14 protein-coding genes are annotated in these 11509 nt (G+C 66.6%); 10 read left to right on the top strand and 4 right to left on the bottom strand.

All coding sequences use genetic code 11. The features are described from left to right. The first annotated feature begins 85 nt into the window (after positions 1–85). Together MYCSP_RS11395 and MYCSP_RS11390 are read left to right on the top strand one after the other, a co-directional pair. On the top strand, positions 86–565 hold the full coding sequence (locus MYCSP_RS11395) for a hypothetical protein (protein ID WP_083013299.1): 480 nt from the start codon (positions 86–88) through the stop codon (positions 563–565). Positions 566–573: 8 nt separating this feature from the next. After that, positions 574–777 (top strand): Trm112 family protein, encoded by a 204-nt coding sequence (locus MYCSP_RS11390; RefSeq protein WP_083013300.1) that lies wholly within the window; start codon positions 574–576, stop codon positions 775–777. On the opposite strand, the gene MYCSP_RS11385 is transcribed toward MYCSP_RS11390, so the two are convergent. The 3 genes from MYCSP_RS11385 to MYCSP_RS11375 are packed head-to-tail and all read right to left on the bottom strand — an operon-like array spanning position 767 to position 2905. Further along, complete coding sequence (locus tag MYCSP_RS11385; RefSeq protein ID WP_088415581.1) at positions 767–1372, bottom strand: TetR/AcrR family transcriptional regulator; 606 nt, start codon at positions 1370–1372, stop codon at positions 767–769. The two genes, MYCSP_RS11390 and MYCSP_RS11385, sit on opposite strands and share 11 nt — an antisense overlap. Beyond that, a complete protein-coding gene (locus tag MYCSP_RS11380; protein WP_070910138.1) occupies positions 1369–2124 on the bottom strand; it encodes an ABC transporter permease in 756 nt (251 codons plus the stop codon). Before MYCSP_RS11380 ends, MYCSP_RS11385 begins: the two co-directional genes overlap by 4 nt. 19 nt (positions 2125–2143) lie before the next feature. Continuing rightward, positions 2144–2905: an ABC transporter ATP-binding protein gene (locus MYCSP_RS11375; RefSeq protein WP_088413807.1), complete on the bottom strand. Its 762-nt coding sequence runs from the start codon at positions 2903–2905 to the stop codon at positions 2144–2146. 49 nt (positions 2906–2954) lie between these two features. On the opposite strand from MYCSP_RS11375, the gene MYCSP_RS11370 reads away from it, so the two are divergent. The 3 genes from MYCSP_RS11370 to tyrS are packed head-to-tail and all read left to right on the top strand — an operon-like array spanning position 2955 to position 5904. Beyond that, complete coding sequence (locus MYCSP_RS11370) at positions 2955–3584, top strand: DNA-3-methyladenine glycosylase (protein WP_083013304.1); 630 nt, start codon at positions 2955–2957, stop codon at positions 3582–3584. Continuing rightward, on the top strand, positions 3577–4599 hold the full coding sequence (locus tag MYCSP_RS11365; RefSeq protein WP_088413806.1) for an ADP-ribosylglycohydrolase family protein: 1023 nt from the start codon (positions 3577–3579) through the stop codon (positions 4597–4599). The genes MYCSP_RS11370 and MYCSP_RS11365 overlap by 8 nt, the downstream gene beginning before the upstream one ends. 12 nt (positions 4600–4611) lie before the next feature. Further along, complete coding sequence (gene tyrS / locus MYCSP_RS11360; protein WP_088413805.1) at positions 4612–5904, top strand: tyrosine--tRNA ligase; 1293 nt, start codon at positions 4612–4614, stop codon at positions 5902–5904. Between the two features lie 10 nt (positions 5905–5914). On the opposite strand, the gene MYCSP_RS11355 is transcribed toward tyrS, so the two are convergent. Then, the gene (locus MYCSP_RS11355) at positions 5915–7573 is read right to left on the bottom strand and encodes an ABC-F family ATP-binding cassette domain-containing protein (protein WP_083013307.1); all 1659 of its coding nucleotides are present in this window, start codon (positions 7571–7573) and stop codon (positions 5915–5917) included. A gap of 318 nt (positions 7574–7891) precedes the next feature. Between MYCSP_RS11355 and MYCSP_RS11350 the strand changes: the two genes are divergently transcribed. From MYCSP_RS11350 to MYCSP_RS11330, 5 genes are read left to right on the top strand one after another with little or no spacing between them, the layout of a single operon-like run. Continuing rightward, positions 7892–8527 carry a tetratricopeptide repeat protein gene (locus tag MYCSP_RS11350; protein ID WP_083013385.1) on the top strand — a complete coding sequence of 212 codons (636 nt, stop codon included), beginning with the start codon at positions 7892–7894 and terminating at the stop codon, positions 8525–8527. Then, positions 8520–9524, top strand: a complete 1005-nt coding sequence (locus MYCSP_RS11345) for an HAD-IIA family hydrolase (protein ID WP_088413804.1) — start codon at positions 8520–8522, stop codon at positions 9522–9524. The genes MYCSP_RS11350 and MYCSP_RS11345 overlap by 8 nt, the downstream gene beginning before the upstream one ends. A gap of 49 nt (positions 9525–9573) precedes the next feature. Then, positions 9574–9783, top strand: a complete 210-nt coding sequence (locus MYCSP_RS11340) for a hypothetical protein (protein ID WP_083013386.1) — start codon at positions 9574–9576, stop codon at positions 9781–9783. Positions 9784–9785: 2 nt separating this feature from the next. After that, positions 9786–10592 (top strand): TlyA family RNA methyltransferase, encoded by an 807-nt coding sequence (locus MYCSP_RS11335; protein ID WP_083013309.1) that lies wholly within the window; start codon positions 9786–9788, stop codon positions 10590–10592. After that, positions 10589–11509, top strand: coding sequence for an NAD kinase (locus MYCSP_RS11330; protein WP_083013310.1), 921 nt, complete (start codon positions 10589–10591; stop codon positions 11507–11509). The genes MYCSP_RS11335 and MYCSP_RS11330 overlap by 4 nt, the downstream gene beginning before the upstream one ends.

Here is an 11509-nt window from a genome sequence, read left to right as displayed (position 1 = left end):
CACCTGTGCCGTTCGTGTCGCCTTCCGCTGCTGATGTGACGGGTTGTTGTTAGGCTGACGTCCGCGATACCGGAAGGAACTCGTCATGCCGACCCGTCTACGTGCTCTCGCCGGCACCACGCTGGCCACCGCCGGCCTCTCCGTCGCCCTGGTCTTCGGTCCCGGCGTCGGCACTGCCAGCGCCGACGTCCTCGATGACATCGCGCACGAGTACTCCACCGGCACCAGTGGCGGTCAGGTTTCCAACCTGGTCCGCACGTCGCTGCAGCTGCGCGCCAAGGGCGCCCAGGTCAGTTCGGCACAGAACGACGCCCTCAAGGCCGCATTGGACAAGCGCCCCAGTCAGATGCCGCTGATCAACACCCTGAAATCGGTCATCGCGACGCAGACGCAGTTCCTCAAGGCCGCACAGAAGCCGCAGCAGCCGGTCTATGTCGGTGTCGGCCCCATCAATGGGACCAACAACCCCAACGGCGGGCCGCCGAACGTCAATCCCGGTCCCGGCATCGGCGTGACCGGTGGTGGCGGCCAGCAGATCTTCAACGAGAACATCCCGATCGGCTGATCGCACCGATGCCTCTCGATGCCGCACTTCTGGACATTCTGATCTGCCCGATCGACCGTGGGACGCTCCTACTCGTCGGGGACGACACGGACGGTCTGCTGTACAACCCTCGCCTCCGCAAGGCCTACCGGATCGAAAACTCTATCCCCGTCCTGCTGCCCGATGAGGCGCGCGAGGTGACCGACGAGGAACACCAGCGCTTTACGGCGTGATACCGGGCAGCTCGCCGGTCAGATACCGCTGAATGTTCGGCCCCACGGTCAGCGCGATCTCCTCGGCCGTCAGGGAAGCCAGCGGCTCGACCTCCATGATGTAGCGTCCCACCAAGATGCCGGCCATCTGCGTGATCGCGAACTCCGCACGCAACACCCCGGTGCCGGCGGGGTTGTCGACACGTTCGGCGATGATGTTCACGAGAACCTCGCGGAAGAAAACCCGCACCAACCCGTCGTCGGCCCCGGACAGCGCCGAACGGAACAGTGCCAGCACACTGGCCCCGAATTCCGAATCCCAGAACGGGACGATGAGCCTGGGAATCGCAACTCCCAGCTCTTCCACCGGGATATCGCGCAGCGGCTGTAATACCACACTCGGGTCGACCGGCAACTGCACCACCTCGCGGAACAAATCAAGCTTCGTCCCGAAGTAGTGATGGATGAGCGCGGAGTCGACGCCCGCGTCGGCAGCGATAGAGCGTATCGACGTCTTGTCGATCCCATTGGCCGAAAACAGCTTTCGAGCACTGGCGAGAATATCGTCGCGAGTGCTACTGGCACCCGGTCTACGGCCCGGCCGCTTCGTCGTCATGGCGTCCGGCGGCGCAGCGTGGCCGCGGCCAGACACAGTGCCACTGCGGCGCATGCGAATACCACCGCGATATCCCTTGCCGCCACACCCGTCAGTTCCGGGTGACTACCCAGCTGCTGCAACGCCTCCACCGCGTAACTCACCGGCATCACGTTACTGAACCATTGCAGCCATTCGGGCATTGCCGCGCGGGGTACGAGAATGCCGCAGAGCAGCAGCTGCGGAATCACCACCACCGGCATGAACTGCACGGCCTGAAATTCCGTGCGGGCGAACGCGCTACACAGCAGGCCAAGCCCGACTCCCAGGACGGCATTACCAATCGCGATGAGAAACACCCATTGCGCCCCTGCGGCCGTGACGAGTCCCAGCAGGCCGTAGGAAACCAGGCAGGCGATGGTGGCCTGGGCCGCGGCCGCCAGCGAGAAGGCCGTGCCGTAGCTGGCCAGCAGATCAAAACGGCGCAGGGGAGTGGTGAGGATGCGCTCCAAGGTCCCCGAAACCCTTTCGCGCTGCATCGAAATCGACGTGATGAGAAACATCACCACAAACGGGATGAGCCCGAGCACGAACAGGCACGCGGTGCTGAACGGAGATGGCCGATTCGGCGCCGACGGCAGGTCTTGATACAGGAAGTACAGCAAGGTGATCAGCAGGCTGGGGATGAGCAGGATCATCGCCATGCTGCGATGATCAGCGCGTAGCTGGCGCAGTACCCGTCCGGTGGTGGCCATATAGGCATTGGCGTACATGAGTTTTCCTTCCCCTCCGCTAGACGGCCGCCGCCTGGCTGCTTCGGATCACCGAGAGGAACGCCTCTTCCAGGCCGTCACAGTGGGTGTCGCGGCGCAGCTGCCGCGGAGTCGTGTGGGCGAGCACGTGGCCGTCGCGGATGAGCACCAGATCACCGCAATGGTCGGCCTCGTCCATCACGTGACTGGAGATCAGCAGGGTGGTGCCGCCGATCGCGAGGCGTTCGAACTGTTCCCATAGGTCGGCCCGCATCACCGGGTCCAGGCCCACCGTGGGTTCGTCGAGCACCAACAGCTCCGGCTGCGTGACCAGCGCACAGGCGAGTGAAACGCGTCCGCGCTGCCCACCCGAGAGGGCACCGCAGTAGGCCAGCCGGTGTGAGCGCAGACCCACCGAATCGAGTGCTGCGTCGGCATCGGCCTTGGTGCGGCCGTATAGCGCGGCAAAGTACCGCACGTTGTCGATCGCTCGCAGGTCGTTGTAGATCGTCGGATTCTGCGTGACATAGCCGATGCGGTGGCGCAGCGCGGGGGAACCCGCATCCATGCCGAGCACGCGCACCGAGCCGGATTCGATGACCTGAGTACCGACAACGCAGCGCATCAGCGTTGTCTTGCCGCAACCGGACGGCCCCAACAGTCCCGTGATCGTGCCCCGGGCGATCCGCAGCGAGACATCGTCCAGGGCCTTGTGGCCACCGCGGACCACACGCAGGTTCTCCACGTCGATGGCGGCCCGATGTTTTCCGGTAGCTAATTCACCATTTGATGAACTCATCATGGAATGAATATGATCCTGTCGGACCCCGACTGTCAAGGACAATCGAGAGATGAGCGCAGAGATTCTGCAGACCCATCCGGTAAAGGCCGCGCGGCGCCTGCTCGGCGCCACCATCGAATCTCGTGGGGTGAGCGCGCTGATCGTCGAGGTGGAGGCGTATGGCGGCGTACCCGAGGGCCCGTGGCCCGATCCCGCCTCGCATTCGTTTCGCGGTCCGACGAATCGCAACCGGGTGATGTTCGGACCCGCCGGCCACCTGTACGTCTACCTGAGCCACGGCATTCACCTGTGCGCCAACGTGGTGTGCGGCCCCGACGGTGTCGCCGGCGGTGTGCTCATGCGGGCCGCGGCGATCGTCGACGGGGCACCGCTGTGCTGGCAGCGGCGGCCCACCGCTCGCAACGAGGCCGGCTTGGCGCGCGGCCCTGGAAACCTCGGGGCCGCGCTCGGAATCACCCCGGGGGACAACGGCGTCGATGTCTTCTCCGCTGCCGGCCCGGTACGGGTGATGCTGAACCCCAAGCGCAAGGCCCAGTCCGGGCCACGGGTGGGTGTCAGCGTGGCGGCGGACCGTCCCTGGCGGTTTTGGCTGCCCGAGTACCCCGAGGTGTCCGTCTATCGGCGCAGTCCCCGTGCACCACAACCGGAGACTGGTTCATATGCCTCGATCGATGCCTGACACACGAGTGCGCGCGACACTGCTCGGCGGTGCCCTGGGTGATGCCCTGGGCGGGTTTGTCGAATTCGACAGCATCGAGCAGATCCGATTGCAGTTCGGCCGCGACGGCATCACCGAACCGCCGGCCGGCCGGCCGATGCTCATCACCGACGACACCCAGATGACGCTGTTCACCGCCGAAGCGCTCATCCGGGCCCGCTGCGCACCCGATCACGATCCCAGCGCGATCGCGCACCGCTCCTATCTGCGCTGGCTGCACACTCAGGGCGGTCAGGCACCAGCCGACGTGATCGACGGCTGGCTGGTCACCGTCCCCGAGCTGCATTCGCTGCGCGCGCCCGGAAATACCTGCCTGACGGCGCTCCAATCCACCAATTCCCCTGCCCGGGAACGTGGTTCGCGTACTCATCGGCTGAACAATTCCAAGGGGTGCGGCGCGGTGATGCGGGCCGCACCTATCGGGTTGACGGGGGACGACCCCGCCACCGTCTTCGCCCTATCCGCCGATCTCGGTGCCCTGACGCACTCGCATCCGAGTGGCTACCTGAGTGCGGCCGCGCTGTCGGTGATCATCCGGGAGGTCAGCGTCGGCACCGCGTTGCCGTTGGCGATTGAGGCCGCGATTCTGCTGCTCCGGGACGAGTCCGGCCATGAAGAGACCTATCGGGCGCTGCTCCACGCCGTCGAACTCGCGGACACCCGGCTGTCGCCCGAACAGATCGAGGCCCGGCTCGGCGGCGGCTGGGTCGGGGAGGAGGCGCTGGCCATCGGCGTTTATGCGGCGCTGGCTGCGCGCGACTTCAAGCATGGAATCCGGCTGTCGGTGAACCACTCCGGCGACTCCGACTCCACCGGATCCATCACCGGGAACATCCTCGGCGCCAGGTGGGAACAGCAGGCACTGCCGCCGGACTGGCTCGAAAGACTCGAATTACGCGAGGTCATCACCACCGTCGCGGATGACCTCGCCGGCAGCCCGCAACCGCACTGGAATGACTGGTATCCGGCGCACTGAACCCGATAAGGGATGATCGTCTCCGTGGCATCCATCCTCGACGAGCTGACCTGGCGCGGCCTCATCGCGCAAACGACGGACCTTGACGCACTCGCTGCCGAGGTAGCGAAGGGACCGATCAGCGTCTATGGAGGCTTTGATCCCACCGCCGCGAGTCTGCATGCCGGGCACTTGGTGCCCCTGCTCACCCTGAGCCGCTTCCAGCGTGCCGGGCACCGCCCCATCGTGCTGGCCGGGGGTGCCACCGGGCTCATCGGCGATCCGCGCGACACCTCCGAACGCAGCCTGCACGGCGCGGATACGGTGGCCGAATGGGCGGGCCGAATTCGCGGCCAGTTGGAACGCTTCGTCGAATTCAACGACACCGCCACCGGAGCCATCGTCGCGAACAACCTCGACTGGACCGGCCAACTGTCCGCCCTGGAATTCCTGCGAGACCTCGGCAAGCACTTCTCGGTCAACGTCATGCTGGACCGCGAGACCATTCGCAGGCGCCTTGAGGGTGACGGCATCTCCTACACCGAGTTCTCCTACATGCTGTTGCAGGCCAACGATTACGTGCAGTTGCACCGCAAGTACGGCTGCTCACTACAGATCGGCGGCTCGGATCAGTGGGGAAACATCGTCGCCGGTGTCCGGCTGGCCCGCCAGCTCGACGGGGCAGCCGTGCACGCCCTGACCGTTCCGTTGGTGACATCGGCCGACGGGGCCAAATTCGGCAAGTCCACCGGCGGCGGGAACCTCTGGCTTGACCCGGAGATGACCAGCCCCTACGCCTGGTACCAATACTTCATCAACACCGCCGATGCCGACGTGCTGCGGTACCTGCGCTGGTTCACCTTCCTGTCCGCCGACGAGATCGGCGAGTTGGAAACCGCGACGGCGGAACGGGCCCACGAGCGGGCCGCCCAACGCCGCCTGGCCGCCGAGGTGACCACCCTGGTGCATGGCGAAAGTGCAACCCAGGCTGTGGAACTGGCCAGCGGGGCGTTGTTCGGCCGCGGCGAGCTGGACCGGCTCGACGAGAGCACGCTGACCGCCGCCCTCACCGAGGCCGGCAACGGGGAGCCCGCGCGTCTCGCCGACGGCGAACCCGACACCATCGTGGATCTGCTGGTGATCAGCGGACTTTCGGAGAGCAAGGGCGCCGCACGCCGCACCATCAAGGAAGGTGGCGTGTACGTCAACAACGCCAGGATCGACGCCGAGGATTGGACGCCCAGCGAGGGTAACTACCTGACCGGCGGCTGGCTGGTGCTGCGCCGCGGCAAGCGAAACATTGCCGGAGTGCAGCGAGTTCGCTAGTCTTGCGCACCTAAACCCATTGGGGTACAGCCGATTCCTTCACCTTGCCGTCCTCACCGAAAATGAGGAAGCGGGTGAAGGTCCGCGCGAACCATCGATCGTGGGTGACGGCGATGACCGTGCCGTCGAAGGCTGCCAACGCATCTTCGAGCGCCTCCGCCGAATGCAGGTCCAGGTTGTCGGTCGGCTCGTCGAGCAGCAGCAGTGTCGACCCCATCAACTCCAGCAGCAGGATCTGAAACCGGCCCTGTTGTCCACCCGAGAGCGAGCCGAAGGTCTGCTCGGCCGACGGCGCCAGCCCGTAGCGGTCCAGGATCCGCGAGGCCTGCTCGCGACCGTGACCGGCCCGCCGTTCGTCCCCGTGATGCAGGATGTCGAGCAGCGTGCGTTCCATCAGGCCCGCGTGATGGTGCGTCTGTGCGAACCACCCCGGACGTACCCGCGCGCCCAGCCGTAGTCGTCCGTTGTGGCGCACGGCTTCGGGAATCATGTCGCCCACCGGCAACTGATCCGGCTCGGGGTCACTGCCCCCGCACGCCAGCAGGCGCAGGAAATGCGACTTGCCGGTGCCGTTACCGCCCAGGACCGCGACCCGATCGCCGTACCACAATTCGGCGTCGAATGGCTTTGTCAGACCGCTTAATTCGAGGTTCTCCGCGATCACGGCACGCTTGGCGGTGCGGCCGCCGCTAAGACACATGCGGACGTTCTGGCGCAGCGGAACCGCTTCGGGTGGCCCTGCCTCATCGAAGCGGCGCAGCCGGGTCTCGGCCGCTTGCAGCCGGCTGGCCATATCGGAGTTGTAGGCCGCCTTCTGCCGATACATCACCACCAGATCCCGAAGCGCCGCGCGCTGTTCATCCCAGCGGCGGCGCAATTCGGCGAGCTTGGCATTGCGGTCCTCGCGGGCCTGGTGATAGGTCGCGAACGAGCCCGGATGCACCCACAGGGTCGATCCGGATCGGGTCGGTTCCAACGTGGCGACCTGTCCGGCCGCACGGTTGATCAGCTCGCGGTCGTGGCTCACGAACAAGATGGTCTTGGTCGACTCGGCAAGTCTCTCCTCGAGCCAGCGCTTCGCCGGCACATCGAGATAGTTGTCGGGCTCATCGAGCAGCAGCACGTCATGCGGCCCACGCAGCAGCGACTCGAGCACCAGGCGTTTCTGCTGTCCTCCGGACAGCGTGTTGACACCACGGAATCTGGCCAGCTCGTAGGGAATTCCGAGCGCAGCCAAGGTGTGTACGTCGCACGCGGTCTCGAACTCGTAGCCGCCCGCATCCGCCCAGTCGGCCAGCGCCTGCGCGTACGTGAGCTGATCCTGCTCGCTGTCGCGCTCCATGAGTGCCAGCTCCGCACGGTCCATCCGGTCGGCGGCCAGCCTGATGCGATCGGGTGCCACGGACAGCAGCAGGTCGCGGACCGTCGAATCATCACGTACGGATCCGATGAACTGTCGCATCACGCCGAGCTGCCCGCCGCGGGCGACGGCCCCGTCGTGCGAGGGGCTATCGCCGGCGATGATGCGTAACAGTGTGGTCTTACCGGTTCCGTTAGGGCCGATCAGCGCGGTTTTGCTGCCTTCACCGACACGCAAGCTGACATCGTGGAGTAGCGCTCTGCCGTCCGGGAGGTGATAGCCGATGGCATCGAGCTGCACATGGCTCATGCCGTCAAGTCTGCGGAACCGGTCACATGGATCGCCACCGAATTTCCGGCGGAGGGCTCGCTACCGGCATACTCGCGCTGTAAAGGAGGAGCCGTGGACCAGCGAGGACCCAGGCAGCAGGGGCCTAGAAAGCAAGGCCCCAGTCGGCCCGCACGCGATGCAGGCGCGCGCCGCGACGACCGCAGCGGCGGCACCGGGCGTCCGCGCCGGTCCGACGACCGCGGTGACGAACGGCCCCAGCGCAATCAAGCGCCGCGGTCCCGACGCACCGATGAGCGCCAGGGTCCGCGGAACTTCGGCCCGCACATACCCGATGAGGTGGAGGCCAAACAGCTCGCGCCGGATGTCCGCGCCGAGCTGCTCAGCCTCGACAAGAACACCGCAGAGACGGTGGCACGCCACCTGGTGACCGCCGGGAACCTGCTGGACGAGGACCCTGAGGCCGCGCTGGCGCACGCGAAGGCGGCCAAGAGCCGGGCGGCGCGCATCGCGGCCGTCCGGGAAGCACTCGGCATCGCGGCGTATCACTGCGGGGATTGGGCGCAAGCATTGTCCGAGCTGCGTGCCGCCCGTCGGATGGGCAGCAAGTCGCCGCTGTTGGCACTCATCGCCGACTGCGAACGAGGAGTCGGGCGACCTGAGCGTGCCATCGAGCTCGCGCGCGGCGACGAGGCCAAGGCGCTCACCGGGGATGCCGCCGACGAATTGCGCATCGTCGTCGCCGGGGCACGTGCCGACATGGGACAGCTCGATCAAGCGTTGGCGGTGCTCTCGACACCGGCTCCCGATCCAACGCGTGTCGGCGAGATCGCGGCGCGTCTGTTCTATGCGTATGCGGACATTCTGTTGGTGCTGGACCGCAAACCCGAAGCGGTGCAATGGTTCCTGTACGCGGCGAACGCCGACGTCGAGGGACATACCGACGCCGAGGATCGGGCCGCCGAACTTGCCTGACACTCTTGCCGACTCGTACGACTGCCTACTCCTGGACCTCGACGGCACCGTGTTCCGGGGCGCCGAGCCCACCCCGAACGCCATCGCGTCCCTGGCAGCAGCCGACGGCGCACGACAGCTGTACGTCACCAACAACGCCAGCCGCTCGGCGCCCGAGGTTGCCGAGCACCTCATGTCCCTGGGTTTCGCCGCGGCCGCCGGTGACGTGGTCACCAGTGCGCAGAGCGCGGCACGACTCCTCGCCGAAGCCCTGCAGCGCGATGACGCGGTACTGGTGGTCGGCACCGAGGCGCTGGCTGCGGAGGTCGCGGCCGTCGGCCTCACTCCGGTGCGCAGCTTCGACAAGGCCCCGCGCGCCGTCGTGCAGGGGCATTCACCCGACACCTGCTGGACGATCCTCGCCGAGGCCGCACTGGCCATCCGGGCGGGTGCCTACTGGGTGGCGGCCAACGTCGACGCCACCCTGCCGACCGAGCGGGGTCTGCTTCCAGGAAACGGGTCGATGGTCGCCGCACTGCGGACTGCGACCGATGCCGATCCGGTGGTGGCCGGCAAGCCGGGACGCGCACTGATCGAGGACGCGTTGGCACGGGGCAGCTTCACCCGCCCGCTGGTGGTCGGAGACCGCCTGGACACCGACATCTCCGGAGCCAACGGCGCCGGGCTGCCCAGCCTCATGGTGCTCACCGGCGTGAACAGCGCCTTCGACGCCGTCTGGGCGGACACTACGCACCGGCCCACGTTCTTGGGGACGGATCTGAGCGCACTGCACCTACCGCAGGCCGATGTGCGCATCGAAACGAAGCCGTCGTGGCAGGTCACCGTGACATCCGACCGAGTATCGGTGCAATCCGGAGATGACACCGGATCACCACTGTCGCTGGCTCAGGCACTGGCGGCTGCCGTGTGGGCGACCGGCCCCGCACCGGCCGCCAGGCCCATCGTGGCCACCGATGACCTGGCCGAACGGGTGCTTCAGCAGGTTTCTGCTGGATAGTGTGTCGCCGTCCGTGCTGCCGCGGGCCAATCCACTAGCCTTGAGCCCGATGACCACCCCGAACGATGTTGCCCGCCATGCCGCTGGACCCGACCCTGATGAGGTCAGGTCCCAGGTACAGGCACTGCTCGGTCAGCTCGACTCGTCCGCGAGTCTGGGCGACACCGAGACCGAATTGGATCTGGAAGCTCAGGCCCAGGTCTTGGAGCAGGCGCACGACGTGTTGGTCCGAGCACTGGAATCCGCGGAGCAGGGATAGCCATGGCCCGGCACGCCAGGGTCGACGCCGAGTTGGTGCGCCGTGGACTCGCGCGTTCGCGTCAGCAGGCAGCTGAACTGATCGACGCGGGCCGTGTGCGCATCGACGGCATACCCGCCGCGAAGGCCGCCACCGCAGTCCCCGCCACGGCTTCTCTGGTGGTGCAAGGGGAATCCGAAGACCGATGGGTTTCGCGCGGTGCCCACAAGCTCCTCGGCGCTCTGGAAGTCTTTGGCCCACAGGGACTTTCCGTCGAAGGTAAGCGGTGTCTGGATGCCGGAGCCTCCACGGGCGGCTTCACCGAGGTTCTGCTTCGCGCGGGCGCGCGCGAGGTGGTTGCCGCCGATGTCGGGTACGGACAGTTGGCCTGGTCACTGCAATCCGACGACCGTGTCACCGTGCTGGATCGCACCAATGTGCGCACCCTGACGTCAGAACTGATCGGCGGGCCGGCACAGCTGATCGTGGCCGACCTGTCCTTCATATCGCTCGCGCTCGTGCTTGACGCACTGATCGCCTGCGCCGCACCCGATGCCGACATCGTGCCGATGGTCAAGCCCCAGTTCGAGGTGGGCAAGGAACTCGTCGGCGCGGGAGGCGTGGTGCGCGATCCGCAGCTGCGCGCCGATGCGGTGATCTCTGTCGCTCGCCGCGCCGAGGCGCAGGGCTGGCATACCTCAGGTGTGACGGCCAGTCCGCTACCCGGACCGTCCGGAAACGTCGAATACTTCCTCTGGCTGCGTAAGACAGATTCAGATGTTGATGTCGAGGCGGCAGTTGCCGATGCCGTGTCTAGGGGACCTCAGTGAACGAACGCAAAATCCTGCTCGTCGCACACACCGGCCGCGACGAGGTGACCGAGACCGCCCGCCGTGTTGCGAAAACATTGGGGGAGAACGGAATAAAGCTTCGGGTGCTGTCCGCAGAGGCGATCGATCGCGGACCGGTGCACCTGGACCCGTCCGAGTTCCGTTCCCTCGGCGTGGACGTCGAGGTCGTCGATGCCGATCAGGACGCGGCCACCGGCTGCGAGCTGGTGTTGGTGCTGGGCGGGGACGGCACCTTCCTGCGCGCGGCCGATCTGGCACGCAGCGCCACCGCCCCCGTGCTCGGAGTCAACCTGGGCCGCATCGGTTTTCTCGCCGAGGTGGAGGCCGAGGCAATCGACGCCGTACTCGCCCATGTCGTCGAGGGGACCTACCGCGTCGAGACGCGGATGACGCTCGATGTGCAGGTCCGTATCGGCAGTGAGGTGACCGAGCGCGGCTGGGCGCTCAACGAGGTGAGCATCGAAAAGGGCCCCCGGCTCGGCGTACTCGGCGTGGTACTGGAGGTGGACGCGCGCCCAGTGTCGGGATTCGGGTGCGACGGGGTACTCATCTCCACGCCCACCGGGTCGACGGCGTACGCGTTCTCGGCCGGTGGCCCGGTTGTGTGGCCCGACCTCGACGCGATTCTGGTGGTGCCCAACAACGCCCATGCCTTGTTCGCGCGCCCGATGGTGATCAGTCCGGCCTCCACCGTTGCGGTGGAAATCGAGGCCGACGGGCATGACGCGCTGCTGTTCTGCGATGGACGCCGAGAGATCCGGGTGCCACCCGGCGGTCGAGTCGAGGTGGTGCGCGGGCATCAGCCGGTGCTGTGGGCACGCCTAGACAGCAAGCCATTCGCGGACCGGATAGTTCGCAAGTTCCATTTGCCTGTCAAGGGCTGGCGGGGAAGGTAG

Origin of the sequence: Mycobacteroides saopaulense (assembly GCF_001456355.1) — a bacterium.
Lineage (GTDB): Bacteria > Actinomycetota > Actinomycetes > Mycobacteriales > Mycobacteriaceae > Mycobacterium > Mycobacterium saopaulense.
The sequence above is the reverse complement of the archived record's forward strand: the minus strand, read 5'-3'. Positions and strand labels throughout refer to the sequence as shown.

Coding starts and splice junctions, on each gene's coding strand:
- MYCSP_RS11380 (WP_070910138.1), bottom strand. CDS start 2,124: ATGTACGCCAATGCCTATATGGCCACCACCGGACGGGTACTGCGCCAG.
- MYCSP_RS11335 (WP_083013309.1), top strand. CDS start 9,786: ATGGCCCGGCACGCCAGGGTCGACGCCGAGTTGGTGCGCCGTGGACTC.
- MYCSP_RS11385 (WP_088415581.1), bottom strand. CDS start 1,372: ATGACGACGAAGCGGCCGGGCCGTAGACCGGGTGCCAGTAGCACTCGC.
- MYCSP_RS11365 (WP_088413806.1), top strand. CDS start 3,577: ATGCCTGACACACGAGTGCGCGCGACACTGCTCGGCGGTGCCCTGGGT.
- MYCSP_RS11375 (WP_088413807.1), bottom strand. CDS start 2,905: ATGATGAGTTCATCAAATGGTGAATTAGCTACCGGAAAACATCGGGCC.
- MYCSP_RS11370 (WP_083013304.1), top strand. CDS start 2,955: ATGAGCGCAGAGATTCTGCAGACCCATCCGGTAAAGGCCGCGCGGCGC.
- MYCSP_RS11355 (WP_083013307.1), bottom strand. CDS start 7,573: ATGAGCCATGTGCAGCTCGATGCCATCGGCTATCACCTCCCGGACGGC.
- MYCSP_RS11390 (WP_083013300.1), top strand. CDS start 574: ATGCCTCTCGATGCCGCACTTCTGGACATTCTGATCTGCCCGATCGAC.
- MYCSP_RS11340 (WP_083013386.1), top strand. CDS start 9,574: ATGACCACCCCGAACGATGTTGCCCGCCATGCCGCTGGACCCGACCCT.
- MYCSP_RS11395 (WP_083013299.1), top strand. CDS start 86: ATGCCGACCCGTCTACGTGCTCTCGCCGGCACCACGCTGGCCACCGCC.
- tyrS (WP_088413805.1), top strand. CDS start 4,612: ATGATCGTCTCCGTGGCATCCATCCTCGACGAGCTGACCTGGCGCGGC.